General features: G+C 69.6%; 15 protein-coding genes. 13 read left to right on the top strand and 2 right to left on the bottom strand.

The annotated features are described in order from the left end of the window. The first annotated feature begins 98 nt into the window (after positions 1–98). On the top strand, positions 99–584 hold the full coding sequence (locus ACFVYA_RS22855; protein WP_387047710.1) for a hypothetical protein: 486 nt from the start codon (positions 99–101) through the stop codon (positions 582–584). Here ACFVYA_RS22855 and ACFVYA_RS22850 read toward each other — a convergent pair whose 3' ends face one another. Continuing rightward, the gene (locus ACFVYA_RS22850; protein ID WP_387047709.1) at positions 585–1010 is read right to left on the bottom strand and encodes a MarR family winged helix-turn-helix transcriptional regulator; all 426 of its coding nucleotides are present in this window, start codon (positions 1008–1010) and stop codon (positions 585–587) included. Positions 1011–1084: 74 nt separating this feature from the next. Here ACFVYA_RS22850 and ACFVYA_RS22845 point away from each other — a divergent pair, with 74 nt between their 5' ends. The 9 genes from ACFVYA_RS22845 to ACFVYA_RS22805 all read left to right on the top strand — a co-directional run bounded on the left by ACFVYA_RS22845 (position 1085) and on the right by ACFVYA_RS22805 (position 14445). After that, entirely contained in the window at positions 1085–1600 is a 516-nt protein-coding gene (locus ACFVYA_RS22845) for a hypothetical protein (protein WP_387047707.1), read from the top strand. A 414-nt stretch (positions 1601–2014) separates the two neighbouring features. Beyond that, a complete protein-coding gene (locus ACFVYA_RS22840) occupies positions 2015–2662 on the top strand; it encodes a hypothetical protein (protein WP_387047706.1) in 648 nt (215 codons plus the stop codon). 559 nt (positions 2663–3221) lie between these two features. After that, entirely contained in the window at positions 3222–4442 is a 1221-nt protein-coding gene (locus ACFVYA_RS22835) for an FAD-dependent oxidoreductase (RefSeq protein ID WP_387047705.1), read from the top strand. An 841-nt stretch (positions 4443–5283) separates the two neighbouring features. Then, positions 5284–8097: a BTAD domain-containing putative transcriptional regulator gene (locus ACFVYA_RS22830; RefSeq protein WP_387047703.1), complete on the top strand. Its 2814-nt coding sequence runs from the start codon at positions 5284–5286 to the stop codon at positions 8095–8097. A 170-nt stretch (positions 8098–8267) separates the two neighbouring features. Beyond that, on the top strand, positions 8268–8870 hold the full coding sequence (locus ACFVYA_RS22825) for a TetR/AcrR family transcriptional regulator (protein WP_387047702.1): 603 nt from the start codon (positions 8268–8270) through the stop codon (positions 8868–8870). A gap of 30 nt (positions 8871–8900) precedes the next feature. Continuing rightward, positions 8901–9800: an NADP-dependent oxidoreductase gene (locus ACFVYA_RS22820; protein WP_387047701.1), complete on the top strand. Its 900-nt coding sequence runs from the start codon at positions 8901–8903 to the stop codon at positions 9798–9800. Positions 9801–9903: 103 nt separating this feature from the next. Continuing rightward, positions 9904–10887, top strand: a complete 984-nt coding sequence (locus ACFVYA_RS22815) for a teichoic acid biosynthesis protein C (protein ID WP_387047700.1) — start codon at positions 9904–9906, stop codon at positions 10885–10887. Positions 10888–10972: 85 nt separating this feature from the next. Continuing rightward, positions 10973–11371, top strand: coding sequence for a hypothetical protein (locus ACFVYA_RS22810; protein ID WP_387047698.1), 399 nt, complete (start codon positions 10973–10975; stop codon positions 11369–11371). A 173-nt stretch (positions 11372–11544) separates the two neighbouring features. Then, the gene (locus ACFVYA_RS22805; protein WP_387047697.1) at positions 11545–14445 is read left to right on the top strand and encodes a hypothetical protein; all 2901 of its coding nucleotides are present in this window, start codon (positions 11545–11547) and stop codon (positions 14443–14445) included. A gap of 136 nt (positions 14446–14581) precedes the next feature. Here the strand turns inward: ACFVYA_RS22805 and ACFVYA_RS22800 are convergent, their stop codons facing one another. Beyond that, positions 14582–14968, bottom strand: a complete 387-nt coding sequence (locus ACFVYA_RS22800) for a winged helix-turn-helix transcriptional regulator (protein ID WP_387047695.1) — start codon at positions 14966–14968, stop codon at positions 14582–14584. A gap of 88 nt (positions 14969–15056) precedes the next feature. On the opposite strand from ACFVYA_RS22800, the gene ACFVYA_RS22795 reads away from it, so the two are divergent. The 3 genes from ACFVYA_RS22795 to ACFVYA_RS22785 form a co-directional block, all read left to right on the top strand. Beyond that, positions 15057–15800 carry an SDR family oxidoreductase gene (locus ACFVYA_RS22795; protein ID WP_387047693.1) on the top strand — a complete coding sequence of 248 codons (744 nt, stop codon included), beginning with the start codon at positions 15057–15059 and terminating at the stop codon, positions 15798–15800. A gap of 147 nt (positions 15801–15947) precedes the next feature. Continuing rightward, positions 15948–16886: an ATP-binding cassette domain-containing protein gene (locus ACFVYA_RS22790; RefSeq protein WP_387047691.1), complete on the top strand. Its 939-nt coding sequence runs from the start codon at positions 15948–15950 to the stop codon at positions 16884–16886. Then, a partial coding sequence (locus ACFVYA_RS22785; protein ID WP_387047689.1) for an ABC transporter permease occupies positions 16883–17719 on the top strand: 837 nt, incomplete at its 3' end. The genes ACFVYA_RS22790 and ACFVYA_RS22785, both read left to right, overlap by 4 nt.

Here is a 17719-nt window from a genome sequence, read left to right as displayed (position 1 = left end):
CAGGGAGTCCCTGATGAGACGCTGGGGCTCGCCGAGGCGACGGCCGTCGGCTTCTGAGCCCCGGGCAACCGCGGCGGCCATCCTGGCGTGCTGAAGGCATGACGTCGTCGAAGTCCTGGCTGCCCGAGGCGGCCTTGCTGTGGCTTCCCCTGCTGGTGCTGGTCGGCGGGCTCGCGGTGGTGTGGACCGGCGTCTCCATGGCCGCGGACGTGAACCGGTCGGCAGGGCTCTTCCCCGGACGGGTCGTCGCAACAGGGAGCCGGGAGCACCTGACCGCGGACATCGAGTACACCGGACCCGACGGAGTGACGAGGACGGAGACCTTCGACCACTACAAGGGGCGGGTGCTCGTCCCGGGGCGCCGGGTGCAGATCCGGGTGTGGCCGGACGAACGGCGAGCGGAACTCGACGACGGTGACAGGCACACCGGGCCGATCGTGGCCGGCAGCCTGCTGACCCTGCTCGGCGCCGGCGCCACGGTCCTGCTGTTCCTGTGGCATCACGGCCTGAGGCCGGAGAAGTACCTGGCGCGGTTCGAAAAGTGGTGGTTGTGGTGCTGGTGGTGGCTGTCTCGCTGGCGGTGACTACCGCTTCGTGAGCAGCCGGGTTTGCTCGCGCAGGACGTCGACCGTGTTCGCCACCCAGTCCCCGATCACCGCCTGCTCGGCCGGGGAATAGCGGGCCATCAGCTTCGCCATCGCCACGTCGAGGCCGGCGAACACCTTCCCGAACGCTCCGGGCGCCGCCGTGATCACGAGCCGGCGGCGGTCGGCGGGATCCGGGGCGCGACGGGCCAGGCCCGCGCGTTCGAGCCGGTCGACCACGCCGGTCACCGCGCCCGGGGTCAAGCCGATCTCCTTGGCCAGGTCGCCCGCCGACACCGACCCGGCCCCCGCGATCACGGCGAGGGCGCGCTGATCCACCGCCGTCACGCCCAGGCTCGCACCCACCGCCTCGTGGAACGCCACCACGGCGGTGCTCAGCTCACGTCCCGCGTCCTGACCTTCCATACCGTCACTTTACCCGACCGGATATTTCAGTACATTGAACTAAATTGTTCATACACTGAGATATCGGAGCAGTCATGAGCGAACTGAAACTGGCGCTCGAGGTACCGAGATGGACCTGGCAGTGCTACACCGAGCACCTCGGACTGGTGCTCGGCCTCTCGTCCGTCGCGTCGGTTCAGCGGCTGATCGTCGTCAACTGGACCGCGCAGATCCCCCACGGCGCCGCCCTCGCCTCCGAGGTCGTCGTGCTGGCCGCCCGGATCGCCCTGGTCGTTGCCGTCTGGCGGATCGCGATGCGCGACCGGACGCTCCGCCTGAGCGCAGGCCGCGCGTTCGCGCGAAACCACTGGCGCAGCCTGCTGTGGCAGGGCGCGTTCCTCGGCGCCGCCTACCTGGCCTTCGAGATCCTGGCCGAAGACGCCTTGTCGAAACTGCTGCCCGAGTCCGCCCGGCAGACTTACCTGGCCATCCTGCTGTTCCTGAAGAACCCCACCGTCATCGCGCTGACTTTCCTGTGGTGGATCGGCGTGGTACGCCAGGTCTTCCGGACGAAGCCCGCACGGGTGGCGTGCACGGCATCCACACCATGACATCGAAGAACACGATGTCACCGGATGAGCGGGACCACCTCCACGACATCGGCCACGTCGACGATCCGGGATCCCTCGTGCATCGACAGCCGCAGACCCGGCGTGACCGGTGGCCCAGAGAAGATCGGGGTGCGGCGCCCACCTCGACCCACGTGACTGGATGGTGCAACGTCCTCCAGGGCGAACATTTCTCTGTCTCGCGTTGGCCTGGAGTCAGACCGCTTGCCGGCCGATCAACTCCTCCGACAGAGACGGATCACCGCCCGGCCCACGCATGACGGAGCGCCTGGGCCAGAAGGACTTGCCAGGCTCGCCGGTTCTGGCCGCGAAGATCACGCCCAGCCGTAGCCGCAGCGGCGATCACCGTCCGGCGAGGCCGTGAGCTGTAATGAACGTCCGCTCCCCGGCGACTTCGTGCTCGTGGCATATGGTGCGCTTCCCGGTGAGCCGGGTCCGATCCCGGTCAACGCGACGCGATGGGCAGCCGGACTCCCCCCGGCCACCTGGCCGGCGAACTTCGCCACGAGCGGGAAGGTCTGCCGCAACGAGGTCTTCGCCCTCGCCGAGCGCTGGCGTACGCGGGACGTCTCGAGCGTGCAACTCGCGGCAGGTGTTCTGGCCTGGGGCCACGGGATCCGCGGGTACGGGCCGTTCCGGACCGGCCGCATCCTCGTCCAGGAACAGGCCGGCGAGCGGCTGGAAGCCGCGCTCGGCGGACTGCGTTCGGACGCAGTCACTCCGGCCGTGCTCGAGGACTGCTACGGGCGGTTCACGACCACCGCGAAGCTTTCCGGACTCGGAGCTGCCTTCTTCACCAAGCTGCTCTACTTCACTGGCTATCGCCGCGGCAAAGACGGGATCCAGCCGTTGATCCTGGACCGGGTCGTGGCGGGCCGGCTGCCCACATCGGCGGGACCGGCCGGAAAGTACCGGACCGCCTGGTGGACCAGCACCTGGCTGGCCTACCTGCGCTGGGCAACCGACCAAGCCGCTCGTCCCGAGTTCGGCGGCGAGCCGGACCGCGTCGAGATGACACTCTTCGCCGGCTCCTGGACACCCTGAGCCGAGATCGTGAGCTGTGACGATGCCCGTCCGTGCGGGTGAACGCGGCGAGGCGGGAACCCCGACACCTCCCGTCGAGGCGTGAGTTCCCCGGACCCGGCCCGGCTCGAACGGGCTGCCACCCTCACCATGCGACGGGCAGGACGCACCCTTACCGGGTAGATGCGCCTTGGGCGGGCTCATCGTGATGGTAGGTCGAAGCCACCTGCCGCGGCCACGGGTTTCCCCATGATGATCCATGGCTCATACCGCTGACCTCACTACCGAGACCCGCGCTAATGCCAACGAGCGCGTCGTCGACGGACGGCTTCTGCAAGCAATCGGGTTTACCTCACGTGCCAGACGTGTCCGCTTTCTCGGACCGGTGACCGCGGTCCGGCGACGCACTCTTCTGCCGACGAGCGGTGGTTGTCGAGCGCGCCACCGGCGGTTACGATCCGTTGCGACGTGCGAAAGCCACTGCCCGGTAGGTAGTCCGGGTGACGCTCCGGTGTTCGTGCAAGTGCCCGGTCGTGGGCCGCCTGTACGTCCTTTGTCGATCGCGCACAAGGGACGGATCATGCCTGAGCTGAAAGTTCTTGTCGTCGGCGCCGGTCTCGGCGGCCTCACCCTTGCCCAGTCGCTGCGGGGAAACGGAATCGACGTCGCGGTCTTCGAACGCGACGCGGGCCCGTGGGACCGGCCGCAGGGCTACCGCCTGCACCTGGACGCCGACGCGATCAACGCCGCGCGGGAGGTGCTCCCAGCCCCGCTGTACGCCGTGTTCGAGGCGACGGCCCAGTACACCGAGCCGTTCACCACGATCCTGGGCACCGACCTGTCGGTCCTCAAACGCGTGCCGACGCGGGATGACCACGGCCAGGCTTGGCCCGCACACGACGGCCCCGCCAGCCACGCGAACGTCGACCGGGCGACGCTGCGCCAGGTCCTGCTGGCCGGCCTGGAGGACGCGGTGCACTTCGGCAAGACGGTGCAGCGCTACGAGAACACCGCCGATCGCGTGACCGCGTACTTCACCGACGGCTCCACGGCTCGCGGTGACGTCCTGGTCGGCGCGGACGGTATCCGTTCGGCCGTCCGCCGGCACCGGGCCCCGCGATGCGAGACCGTCGACGCGGGCATCACCGCGATCTACGGACGCCTGCCGATGGCCGTCGCCGAGCCACTGGTACCGGTCGAGACCCTCACCGACGTCTTCACGATCGCCTCGGACGAACGGAAGGTCTTCCTCGGGCTCGGTTCGGTGCGCTTCCCGGCCTCTCCCGCCCAGGCCGCCCAGCGGTTCGCCCCGGGGATGAGGATCGCCGATCAGGACGATTACGTGGTGAGCATCGTCGGTGGGCGCCACGAGTTCTTCCCGGCCACCTCCGCGGCGATGCGTGCGCTGCCAGGCGAGCAACTCCGCGAGATCGCGGCGGGACTCCTCCGGGACTGGCCTGGCCGTGCCGCCGAGTTCGTCGGGAGCGCGGACGCGGGCTCGTTCTTCCTCGTCGAGATGTACACCAGTGTGCCGGCCACGTTGGACGCGCCTGCCCGCGTCACCCTGCTCGGTGACGCGATCCACGCGATGACCCCCACTCTGGGGCGAGGCGCCAACGTCGCGATGCGGGATGGCGCCCTCCTCGGTCGCGCGCTGAAGGCGGTCGTCGACGGCTGTCTGCCCCTGGCCGAGGCTCTGGCCGGCTACGAGCGTGAGATGACCGCCTACGGGTTCTCCGTCGTGCGGCAGGCGGCCCGGATCGGACAGCAGCGCATGGCCCAGAACGCCCTGCCTGAATAACGGGTGCCGACGTCTGCCGATGAGGCAGCCACCTGTCGAACACTCGATCAAGCCTGACCGGGCGTCGGTCGTACTGGCGAGAGGGCCTGATCGAGATAGACGACGGTTATCACAACAGGCGCCCGAATCGTTTGACAGACAGGAGCGCGGCTCGGAGAGCCGACGACGGCGGCGCAGTGAACCCGGACACGCGTCTCGAACTTGCGGACCACTCGAACCCTGATCGTCGCATCGCTGGGCTTTCCGACCGCGACCGTCGGGGAGACGGCGACGGCCGGCTGTGCGAGGACCACCGCCAGGGCAACAGCGAACCATCCCACTACGCACTCTCCGCTTCCTCGGCTGTGGTCGGCCGAAGATCACGCCACGCACCGTGCTGGTCGCACTGCTCGTCAACGCCGCTGACGTCGTCCGGGCCGATCAGCTGATCGGCCCGGTTTCGATCGTGCTTGCCCGGCTGCGTGCCCACGTTCGGCAGCTGAGCAAGCACTGTGTGGATTCGGCGCCGCGGAGTTCTGGCGAACTTGACTTCAATGCGATTCTCCCTGTCGTCGACGCGCGGCCGGCTCCATCGCGCTGGATGGCGTCTCGGTCCGGCATCGCGTGTTCTTTCGATCGGTTGTGGCGGTCGCTCCCAGCGCCCCCTCGGCGTTGGGTGTCAACCATCGGTGCAGTGCGGGCGGGTTGTCCGGTGCTGGGACTTCCACGCTGTGCCTGACAGCCTCGCCGCGAGTCTTACTCTGAGCGGCCGATCGTGTGAACTTCTTGCAGCGTTTCTGCATTGCGCTGCTCAAAGCCGCTATGTCTGTTGTCCTGGCGACGGCATCCGGGAACCGGGACGGTGGTTGGAGCGGTGGCAGTAAGTCTGCGTCTGCTGGGCGAGGTGAGCGCGGACGTTGACGGGCGGCCGGTGGATCTCGGGCCACCCAGGCAGCGGTGTGTGCTGGCCGCGTTGGCGGTCGACGCGGACCGCGTGGTGCCGGTGGACCGATTGATCGAGCGGGTCTGGGGGGCGACTGCGGAACGACGGGCCCGGGCGACGCTCCACAGCTACATCTCCCGGCTGCGCCGGACGCTGGCGCACACGGACAGGGTGGCGATCGTGCGCCGGTCGGGCGGTTACGCCCTGATGGCCGACGCCGCCGAAACGGTGGTCGACCTGTACCGATTTCGGGAGCTGTGCACCAGCGTGAGTTGTGCGCCGGAGTCGACGGCACGGGCCGTGCGATCGTTGACCGACGCGCTCGCGCTGTGGCGGGGGCCGGCGTTGACCGGCGTGGACGGGGAGTGGGTCGAGTCAGAACGTGACCGGCTCGGGCAGGAACGACTGGCTGCCCAGCACGACCTGGCCGAGGCCCGGCTACGCGCCGGGGAAGGCGGCGAGCTGGTGGCCGAGCTGGCCGCGCGAACCGCGCGGCACCCGTTGGACGAGCGGGCCGCGGGTCAGTACCTGCTGGCGCTGCACCAGAGCGGGCGCACCGCCGATGCGCTGGAGCACTACCACCGAATCCGGACAAGACTGGTCGAGGAACTGGGCACCGAACCCGGCACTGCCCTCCAACTCGCGCACCGACAGGTCTTGGCCGCCGGCACCGCCCCTGCCGCCGCGCCCGCCGGTGGCGGTTTTCACCCCTCCGTCGTGCCGCGTCAGTTGCCGGGTGCGCCGGCGCCATTCGTCGGCCGCCACGACGAACTGACCCGCCTGGACGCCTTGAACACGAGTGACGCAGTGACCGTCTCGGCGATCACCGGTATGGGCGGGATCGGCAAGACCTGGCTGGCCCTGCACTGGGCGCACCGCAACCTGCACCGGTACCCGGACGGCCAGTTGTTCATCGATCTGCGAGGGTTCAGCCCCGAGGACGCCCCTCTCCCCGCCGCCGCCGCGGTCCGTGGTTTCGTCGTATCCCTCGGGGTGCCCCCTGCGGGTGTTCCCACCGAGTTCGACGCACTGATCGGCCTGTACCGGAGCCTGGTCGCCGACAAGCGGATGTTGATCGTGTTGGACAACGTCCACGACACCGGGCAGGTCCTCCCGTTGTTGCCCGGAACCGGCGGGTGCACGGTGCTGGTGACCAGTCGCGACCGACTGACCGGGCTCGCCGCGGCGAGCAGTGCCCGGATGTTCCGACTCGGCGTCCTCGACGACGACGATGCCCGCGCCCTGCTCGCCCACCGTCTGGGACCACAGCGGGTGGCGGCCGAGCCGGAAGCGATGGCCGAACTGCTGGGTCGGTGCGTGGGGCTTCCCCTCGCGCTGGGGATTGTCGCGAGCCGCGCTGCGGCCCAGCCGTCTTCACCCTTGCAAGGGTGGGCGCGGGACCTGCGGGATACGGCTACCCGCCTCGGCGCGTTGGACGCGGGCGATCCCCAGTCCAGCGTGCGAGCGACCATTGCCTGGTCCCATGCCGCCCTGACCCCGGCGCAGGCAGACCTGTTCGCGCTGCTCAGCTCCGCACCAGGGCCGGACATCGATGCGGCCGCGGTGACATGCGCCCTGGGGCCGGCCTCGGACCAGACCTGGACGCTGCTGCGTGCTCTGACCCGCGTGTCCTTGCTGGACGAGCACGTTCCGGGCCGCTTCCGAATGCACGACCTGGTGCGGCTCTACGGTTTGGAGCACCGCGGAGCCGACCACGACGCCGCACTGGGTCGGCTGGTCAGCCACTATGTCCACATCGCCCACGTCGGCGAACGTTTGCTCGCCCCGCAACGCCGACCCGTTGAATTGGGGCACCCGCCGCCCGGCTGCGCCCCACGGCCGCCGGCGGACGAAGCGGCGATGCTGAGCTGGTTCGACACTGAACACGCCAACCTGCTGGCGTTGCAGCGGCTGGCCGTCGAGCGGCACCACCACATCGAGGTGTGGCAGCTGGCGTGGGCTTTGGACAACTTCCACTGGCGGCGCGGTCACCTCCACGACAACATCACCACCTGGCTGGCCGGGGTCGCCGCAGCCGAGCACCTCGGCCAGCCGGGACTGCTGGGGCGGTCCCACCGCCGCCTGGGACGTGCCTACGCCCAGGCCCGCCGCCACACCGAGGCTGTGCGGCACCTGAGCCGGGCACACGACCTGGCCGAAGGAAGCGGTGACGTCCACGAACGTGCCCACACCGAGAACGCACTCGCCTGGGCCTGGTCACTGCACGGGGACGACCGCAAAGCATTGGAACACGCACTGCATGCGCTCGACCTCTACCGTGGCCTGGCCAACCCTGTCTGGTTGGCCAGAGCGCTCAACTCGGTCGGCTGGTACCAGGCTCGGCTCGGTCGTCCGAGCCAAGCCCTGGAACCCTGCGCACAGGCACTTGACCTGTTCCGGCGAAACCAGGACGTCGGCGGTGAGGCCGCCACGCTCGACACGCTGGGACTCATCGCGCACCACTCCGGAGACCACGCCAACGCCCTGAAACACCACCGTGCCGCACTGAGTCTGTTCCGCCGCCTGGGAAACCACTACCTCGAAGCCGACACCCTGGTGAACATCGCCCACGCCCATGCCGCGCAGGGCGAAGTGCGCCACGCTCGCGACATTTCACAGCAGGCCCTTCAGCTCTATCGGAGGCAAGGACGTGCTGGCGATGCGGCGCGTGTGCTGCGGCAACTCGACACCGTCGTCCGCGCCGACGGCGATCCGGCGGGATGTGCGCTGTGAGTGATTTCCCAGGACCTGTCAAACGAACGGTGCAGGCTGCCGTCCACCCGATCGACCAGGAAGGGCCCGTGGCCCACTGAGCCGGCGCGGCAAGCCACCACTTGCAGGTGAGGATCGAACCAAGGTACTTTCGATACGAAACGGTAGCGTAGCGAAAGTGATGGTGCGGCGTGGGGACTTCGGAGTCCAGCGGCATGATTCGGCCCCCGGCGATGGGACGGCCGCGGGATTCCGGCCGTGACCTGGCCATTCTCGACGCGACACTGTCACTGCTGACCGAGGTGGGATACGAGCAGCTCTCGATCGAGGCGGTGGCCGGGCGGTCCGGGGCAGCGAAGACGACGATCTACCGCCGGTACCCCGACAAGGCCGCGCTGGTCGCCGCAGCGGTCGAGCGCCGCTCCCCCGCGCAGCCCCCACAGCCTGCCGGAGAGAGCCTCCGGGAAGTCGTGCACTCCCTGGCGGCATGGCTCGCGCGCAGCATCTCCGAACAAGACGTGGGACTGCTCGGGGCCGTGTTCACCGGCATGCGCAACGACGCCCGGCTCGCCCAGGCGATGCGGCGGATCCTACGGCGGGACGAAACCGCGATGACGGACGGACTTCTTCGCCAAGCGGCCGAGCGACTGGCACCCGGGGCGGCCACGCTCTTCGCCGAGGTCGCTCCGGCGCTGATCGTGCACCGCATCGTGGTCGTGGGCGAGCCGTGCGACGCCGCCTTCGTCGAGCACCTCGTCGACGACATCCTCTTGCCGCTCCTGCGCCGCAGCTGAGCAAGGATCACTCGCAAACCGGGAGACATCGTGAAAGCAGTACGCTATGACCGTTTTTCGGGCATCGACGGGATCTACCTCGCAGACCTCCCCGAACCCGTGGCCGGCCCGGGCGAGGTCGTGGTGCGGGTCGAGGCCGGTGCGCTCAACCCCGGGGCGCTACCGGCGCTGCACGGCAGTGCGTACACGCCGGGCCGCGATCTCGCCGGTGAAGTCGTCACGGTCGGTGCCGGCGTGCTCGGCTTCGCCATCGGTGACGCGGTGCTGGGCCGGCTCCAGAGCTGGGACGCCCACGCCCAGCTCGTCGCCATCCCCGCAGACCAGCTGGTGAGCAAGCCTCCAGCCCTCTCCTGGGACGTGGCGGGCTCGCTCTGCACCACACCCATGGCAGGCCTCGGTGCCATCCGGGCAGTTGAACCCCGGCCGGGCGAGACCATCGTGATCTCGGGCGCGTCGGGCGGCGTCGGATTCACCGCCGCCCAGCTCGCGCTCCGTGCCGGAGCGACGGTGATCGGCCTGACCAGCGACGCACATTTCGACCTGCTCCGGCACCACGGCATCGAGCCCGTCCAGTACGGCGACGGGGAACAGGAACGGATCCTCGCCACGACCGACCGGGCCGACGCCTTCATCGACACCGTCGGTGGCGGCTACCTCGACCTCGCCATCGACCTCGGCGTTCCGGCAGACCGCATCGACACCGTCGTCGACTACCGCGGAGCGAAAGAGAAGGGCGTCAAAGCTCTCGGAACGACCGACGCCGGCGGCCTCCCGGCGCTGGCCGAACTGGCCGCCCTCGCCGCCACCGGCGACCTGCACATCCCCATCGCCGCAACGTATCCCCTCACCGCCGTGCGCGACGCCTATCAGGCCCTGGCCGACCGCAAGACCCACGGGCGCATCGTGCTGCACCCCCAAGATCTCGGCTGAACGCCGGCTCATCACGGCATGACCGGGCAGCTGCGGTTTGTACGTCTCGTGTACAGCGCCAAGGCAGGGTCGCTCGCCATCCACCCGATCCAGGAGACGAGCCGTGCCACAGAACTTCCTTCCCGATCTCACGCTTTCCCGGCGTTCGCTCTTCCGCGCCGGGGCCGCCACCGCTGTCGCGCTCGGTAGCGGGGCGCTGCTCGCCGGGACCGCCGCCGCTGCCGAGGAACTCCCCGCGTCGCCCTACATCGACATCACCAAGCCGTCCTATGACCTCTTCCGCAGCAAGATGCTGCACGAATCGCACCACGTCATGCAGGGCTTCGCCTTCGACAACGTCAACCGGCGCCTCTTCATCGTGCAAGCCCAAAACGGCACCTCCGGCGACGACCTGTGCGTCAGCCAGCTCAGCTTCTCCGGCGAACTGCTCGGCTCGATGCACGTCAACCACGCCGGGCACGGCGTGTCACTGGGAGTGGAACCCGTCGGCACCTCCTCCTACCTCTGGATGGAGTGCGACGCCGACGGAACCACCACCGAATCCCGCGGCACCGCCCTCGCCCGCTTCAAATTCGTCAACGGCGGCACCCCGGCGGTGAAGAAGTACCTCACCGGCAGCAAAAACATCACCTGCGCCACCGACCCTGTCTACCAGCGGATGGTCGTACGCCGCGACGAAGGCGGCCGGATGTGGTTCAGCGTGTTCCCGCTCGCCAAGGCCGTCGCCGGCGACTTCTCCGAGCCACTGGCCCACTTCCCCCAGCCGACGCTGAGCCCCTCCGGCGCCGTCTTCCAGGGCTACACGATCCTCGGCAGCTCCCTGTACATCTTGGACGGCGAAGGCCACGCCGACGCGGCCGACATCGACTCCTACGTCACCCGTGTCGACATGAAGACCGGCCAGGTGAAGGAACGCGCGATCACCCGGGCCGGCGAGTCCCTCGTCTGGCGCGAACCCGAGGGCATGGCGGTCTACCGCACGGCCGACGGCGAAACCCGCCTCTTCCTCGGCTTCGGCTCACGCAGCAGCGTCGACAACGTCAACCGCTACGCCAACCTCTTCTACAAGAACGTCCTGGTGGAGTGACCTCGGTGCCCACGGCGCGCGGGTCGTGTTCCGGCCCCCGCGATGCATACTGGTGGTGACGACGAAGCCGAACACGAGGTGGCGGATGACGACCGAATTGGTTGACGTGGTGCTGACGGCCCTGACGGCCGGCGCGGCGGCCGGGTTGAAGGACACCGCCACCTCGGCCGTCAAGGATTCCTACACCGCCTTGCGGACCCGGACGTTGAAAGTTCTCAAGACCGGCCGGACGAACGGCGCCGAGACCGGTACCACCGTCGAACAGCTGGTGGCCGACCCCGCGGAGCACCGCCAGGACCTCATCGAGATCCTGGCGGCCGCGAAGCCGGCCGAAGTCGCCGAATTGGCCGAAGCGGCCCAAACGGTGCTGAGCGCACTGGACTCGGGCAACTCGACCGCCGGCAAGTTCACCGTGTACGCCGACAACGCCAAAGGCGTCGTCGTCGGCGATCACACCGTTGCCAATTTCACCTTCGCCGACTGACATTCCAGCCCGCCGCCGTAACTCCGGCCCCTCGGCGGCCGATTCAGTCGAGTGTCAGGGCAGCGAACCGGAGGGAACCGATCCGATGGCCGAACCGATCGTGGCGGCCGTGGCCGATGACGGCACCCACGCCACCTCCGATTTCGGCAACCAGTAGGCACGGCCGGAGAACCGTGGACCGAACCAGGGAACCGGACCCGCGGCAGGTGCGGATCGACCACGGTCAAGGGGTCGTGGTCGGCGATCACGCCCGGGTCGAGATGCACGTGCACCCGGCGGCCCGGCCGAGAACGCCGCAAGGACCGGTCCGGACGATTCTCGACATCGACCCCACGGAACTGGGGATTCACCGCGCGATCCACTTGGGTCCGGAACGCGACGACGCCCGCATCGGGCCCGCCGTCCTGACGCCGTACATCCGGCGTGACCACGACGAAACCATCGTTTCCGCGCTCACCGGTGAACACCGCTCGGCCAAGCTGGTGATCCTGGTCGGTGGATCGTCCATCGGGAAGACCCGGGCCTGCTACGAAGCGATTGTGCGCACGAACCCGGACTCCTCCCTGATCGCGCCGGAAGACGCCGACGAGCTGGCGGCGCTGCTCGAAAACGGTGTCCCGTCGAACACCGTGCTCTGGCTCGACGACTTCCAGCGTTACGTGAACGGTCTCAACGGCGAGGCCGTCGCGGCAGGTTTGCGGCGGCAGCTCGCGGCTTCGAGCCATCGAGGCGACCACCTCGTCGTCATCGGGAGCATGTGGCCGCACTGGTGGCTCACGCTCACCCGGACACCGGGCGCGCGCCCTCGTGACGCGCATTCGGCGGCCCGGAACCTGCTCGCCCTCGCGGACAAGATCACCGTGGTGGAGGACTTCAGCGGGCTGACCGGTCCGGACGAAGACCATCTGCTCCGGAAGGTCTCGACCGACCCCCGGCTGCGAGCGGCGTTCGAAGCGGGCGGCCCCACGAAACGGATCGCCCAGGTCCTGGCGGGCGGCCCCCTCGTCGTCGACCGGTTCACGACACTGGTCGACGAGCACGCCAAGGCGGTGCTGCTCGCGGCCGTGGACGCGACCCGGATGGGATTCGACTCCGCGCTGCCCGGCGCCTTGCTCGAACAGGCGGCAGCCGGGTATCTCACGCCGGAACTGCGCGTTGCCGCGGAGGGCTGGTTCGCCGCAGCGCTCGCGGAGGCCACCGAACTGGCACACGGGATCCGTGCGCTGACGCCGGTCCGGTCGACCGCCGGGATCGGGTCGCCCGACGGCTACCGGCTGCACGACTACCTCCTGCAGTACGCGACCAGGGTTCGCCGACGGGAACGGCCCCCGGCGCAGCTGTGGGAAGCACTCGTGGCGCACGCGGTCAGCCCGGACGACGCGTCGCGGGTCTCGGAGAGTGCGCAGAGCCGCCTGCTGTACCGGTACGCGCTGCCGTTGTTGCGGTTCACCGCCGACTCCGGGGACGAACGGTCCGCGCAACGGCTGGCCATTCTGCTGGCCCAGCAGGGCGATGTCGAAGCATTGCAGGCCCGAGCGGATCAAGGGGACAGCTGGGCGGCTCACGAGCTGGTTCAGGTACTCGCGCAGGCACGCGACTTCCACCGCCTGAAGATCTCGGCTGACGCGGGCAATTCGCAGGCCGCCTTGTGGCTGACGAAACTGCTCGCCGAATGGGGTGATCTCGACGAGCTGAAACTCCGGGCGGATGCCGGTGACAGCCAGGCGCGAAAGTACTACGTCGATCTCCTGATCAAACGCGGGGATCTGGTCAAGCTCCGGATCGAGGCCGGCAACGGCGACCGCCGGGCGCAGGACCACCTCGTCCGGCTGTGGGTTTCCCGAGGTGATGTCGCCGAGCTGACGAAGCTGGCGCGGCACGGTGATTCCCGTGCGGCGTCGGGACTGGTGGAGGTGCTGGCGCGCAACGAGGACATCACCGGCCTCCGCGCGCGAGCCGACGTGGGCGATGTCGAAGCGACCGCGCGGCTGGTGGATCTGTTCGGCAGGAAAGGCGACATCGCCGGGTTGGCGGACTACGCCGCGGCCGGAAACGACGCCGCGTCGTGGGAGATCGCCCGCCTGTTGACCGACCGGGGAGACTTCGAGCGGCTCAAGGACCGGGCCGAGCGGGGAGACGTGCCCGCGCGCCGCTATGTGATCTCGTTCCTCGAGTCCTGGGGCAATGTCGCCGGCCTGCGCCACTGGGCCGGCACGGGAGACCTCGACGCGGTGCACGCGCTGGCCGGCATGCTCGCGAAGAGCGGGAAAAGCGACGAGGCGATCGCGGTCCTGGTCGGTGCGCTCGACGCGCCGCACCGGCCGGGAGCCGAATCGCTGGTTTGCGAGCTCGAGCGGACGGCCGGGTTCGATCCGCACTCGTTCGAGGGTTTCACGAGAGCGGAAGTCGGTGTGCTCAATGCCGTCCACCGGATCCTGAGGTCGCGAACTGCCGCGCCTGAGCTGCCGCCGGTTTCGGGCCCGGGCGTCGACCGTCCCGATCGCCGGCGGGACTGGGTCTCCCCGCTCTCCGGCAAGTCGGCTCGAGCCCTGGTTCCGACCAGGACGTTCCTGTCCGCGATGATCACCCGAGGGGATCTGGAAGGCCTGCGCCGGTTGGCGCGAGCGGGCAACACCCTGGCCGCGGCGGGTGTCCTGGACGTGCTGGCCGACCGCGGTGACGTCGCGGGCCTGCGCGAGCAGGCCGACGACGGAGACGGCCGAGCCTCGGCCGTCTTGGCCGAGCTGCTCGCCGAGCGCGGAGACCTGGCGGCGATTCGTGAGCGGGTGGACCACGGTGACGTGCCCGCCCTCGAGCGGCTGGTGCGGATTTTGGTGGCCGAGGAGGATTCGGGCGAACTGCGGCACCTGGCCGACGCCGGCCACATCCAGGCCGCCGCGGGTCTGGCGAACGTGCTCTTCCACCGTGCCGACCTGGAAGGGCTCAAGCGCGAAGTGACCGCCGGGAACCTGTTCGCGTCGAGCCGGCTGATGGACCTGGTGGCGCGGCAACACCCGCGCTTGTTCGCCCGGCTGCGCAGGTACGGCCTGACCGCTGACGGGACCCCCGCGTGAGCCCGGCCTGATGCTGCCCGGGTGACGACGCCGGCCAGATCCGCCGCGACACCGCCGGTGGATGCGCGTGCACGACTGCCCCGGGCGCCACCACCGAAGTGACGCCCGTCATATACTGACCAAATGACCGATCTGGTCAGTAAAGTCCGCCGTCCTCGGGCGTGTCCAGCTCGTACCGGCGACGCGCCTCAGCGATGTCACCGACGTGTTGCTCGGCCCACTCCCGCACGGGGGTGACCACCTCGAACAGCGACCGGCCGAGCGGGGTCAGCGAATAGTCCACCCTCGGGGGTTTCGCCAAGGCCGTCTCGACCCGGTCGACGATCCCGTCCTGTTCCAGGGTGCGCAGCGTCTCGGTCAACGCCTTCGCGGTCACGCCGTCGACGGCCTTCTTGAGCTCGGTGAACCGCATCGGCCCCGGGGCCAGGGCGTTGAGCACGGTCGGCACCCAACGCTCGCCGATCAGATCGAGCACCGCCCAGCTCGGGCACCGGGCGGCGAGCAGTTCGTGAGCGGCGCCCATGGCCTGGCTCCTCCTGGTTTCGTTGAAGATACCGGTATCTCGAAGATACCTTCGCCCGCATGAGGCAGCGGACTGAAGGAGAATCGCCATGGACCTGGAGCTGAAGGGCAGAACCGCCCTCGTCAGCGGGTCGTCGTCCGGCATGGGCTTGGGCATCGCCGAAGTCCTGGCGGCGGAGGGCGCCAACCTCGTCATGACCGCCCGGCGCGCGGACGTGCTGGCCGAACACGCCGCGAGGATCGGGGCGCACGCGGTCCCGGCGGACATGAACCTGCCGGCCGAGCCCGCGCGCGTGGTCGCGGAAACCGTGGAGCGGTTCGGCGGGCTGGACATCGTGCTGTGGAACAGCGGCGGGCCACGACCGAGCAGCGCCCTCGACTTGACGGCCGAGCACGTGGTCGAGGCCGCCGAGACGGTGCTGCTCCCGCTCGTCCGGCTCGTGCAGGCCGGCGTCCCGCACCTGCGGCGGAGTTCGAGCGGGCGGATCCTGGCCATCACGACGAACGGAGTCCGGGAACCCACCCCGCAGATGGCCGCCTCCAACGCGGTCCGGCCCGGGATCCACGGCTACCTGAAGACACTGGCGACCGAGCTGGGACCGGACGGGATCACCGTCAACACCCTGGCCCCGGGCCGGATCGCCACCCCGCGCCGGGACGTCGTGTTCCCGGACGGGGTGCCGCCGCGCCTCACCGACGAGATTCCGTTGCGGCGCTGGGGAACCGTGCGCGAGTTCGCGGACATCGCCGCGTTCCTGGCCTCGCCTCGAGCCTCGTACGTGACGGGCACGACCACCTACGTCGACGGCGGCCTGACGAGGAGTGCGTCCTGACGGGAGTGCGTGGCTACCCGTAGTACCGCGGTACCACGGGGGGCGCCGGATTCCCTCCTCCGGTACCACGATCTTCCCCGGTGCCGTCCTTAGCGTGGAGAAGCGAACGGACCGGGCTGTCCGGTCCGGGATCTCAGGGGATGAGCGATGATCGAGGCACACCAGCTGACGAAGCGGTACGGGGAAAAGACCGCGGTGGACACAGTGGACTTCGCCGTCCGGCCGGGCACGGTCACCGGATTTCTCGGGCCCAACGGCGCGGGCAAGTCGACCACGATGCGGATGATCGTCGGACTCGACGCGCCGACCAGTGGCTCGGTCACGGTCAACGGGCGCCGCTACGCCGAGCACCGCGCGCCGCTGCAGGAAGTCGGGGTCCTGCTCGAGGCCAAGTCGGTGCACCCGGGCCGGTCGGCGTTCGACCACCTGCTCGCGCAGGCCCAGACCCACGGCATTCCGCGCCGGCGGGTCGACGAAGTGATCGAGCTGGCCGGGCTGCAGTCGGTCGCGAAGAAGCGCGCGGGGAACTTCTCCCTCGGCATGGGCCAGCGGCTGGGGATCGCGGCGGCCCTGCTGGGCGACCCGGCGACGGTCATCCTCGACGAGCCGGTCAACGGCCTGGACCCCGAGGGCGTTCTCTGGATCCGCACCCTGCTCACCGACCTCGCCGCCGACGGCCGGACCGTCTTCGTCTCCTCGCACCTGATGAGCGAGATGGCCCTCGTCGCCGAGCACCTCATCGTCGTCGGCCGGGGACGGCTGCTCGCCGACACCACCGTCCACGACCTCGTCCGGAACGCCGGCGGCGACACCGTGCACGTGGCCACGGCCGAGCCGGGCCGGCTGCGTGAGGTCCTGGCCGGACCGGGCGTCGAGATCGCCGGCCGCACCGGCTCCGAGGAACTCCAGGTCAGCGGCCTCTCGGCCCGCTCCATCGGGCTCACGGCCGCCGAGCACGGCATCGCCCTGTCCGAACTCTCCCCCCGGACCGTCTCCCTCGAGGACGCCTTCATGGACCTGACCCGCGACGCCGTCGAATACCACGGCGCCACCACCGGCCTCGACACACTCGGGAGCGCGGCATGAGCACCCTGACCACACCCACAGCCCCCGCTGCCCGGGCCACCCGCCCGGCCTACCGCGTGACCGGACGCCACGTCCTGCGCTCGGAGTGGACGAAACTCTGGTCCCTGCGCTCCACCTGGATCACCCTCGGCCTCGGCCTGGTCTTCCTGGTGGCGTTCGGGCTGATCTCCGCCGCCCGGTACAAGTCCAACATCGGCTCCGGCCAGCCCCTCGACGAGGACTTCGCCGGCGCCACCGCCCTCAACCTGTCGCTCTTCGGGACGAACTTCGCGCAACTGGCGCTGGGCGTGCTGGGAGTGCTGGTCACCGCCGGCGAGTACTCCACCGGCATGATCCGCTCGACGCTGACCGGGGTTCCGCGCCGGCTGCCCGTGCTGTGGGCCAAGTCGGCGGTGTTCGGCGTCGTCGCGCTGCTCGTCGGCGTGATCGGCGCGCTCCTCGCCTTCGTGTTCGGCAGCGCCATCGTGTCCGGGACGCCCGCGGCGATGACGCTGTCGGACACGGGTGTCCTGCGCAGCCTGCTGGGCGCCGGTCTCTACCTGGGCCTGGTCGGCGTGATCGGCGTCGCGCTCGGGGCCCTGCTGCGTTCGGTCGCCGGCGGCATTTCGGTCCTGGTCGGGGCGCTCATGCTGATCCCGGGCCTGATTTCGCTGCTGCCGGCTTCCTGGCAGGGCGACATCAGCCCGTACCTGCCGAGCAACGCGGGACAGTCGATGTTCGCCCTGATCCACGACGCCACCAGCCTGTCACCGGGCGCCGGGCTGCTGGTCTTCCTCGGCTGGACCGTCCTGCTGCTGGCCGGAGCCGCCTACCGGCTGGCGAGGTCGGACGCT

This window comes from Amycolatopsis sp. NPDC058278 (genome assembly GCF_042881395.1).
In the GTDB taxonomy this organism is placed as follows: Bacteria; Actinomycetota; Actinomycetes; order Mycobacteriales; family Pseudonocardiaceae; genus Amycolatopsis.
This window is presented reverse-complemented; position numbering and strand designations above follow the sequence as displayed.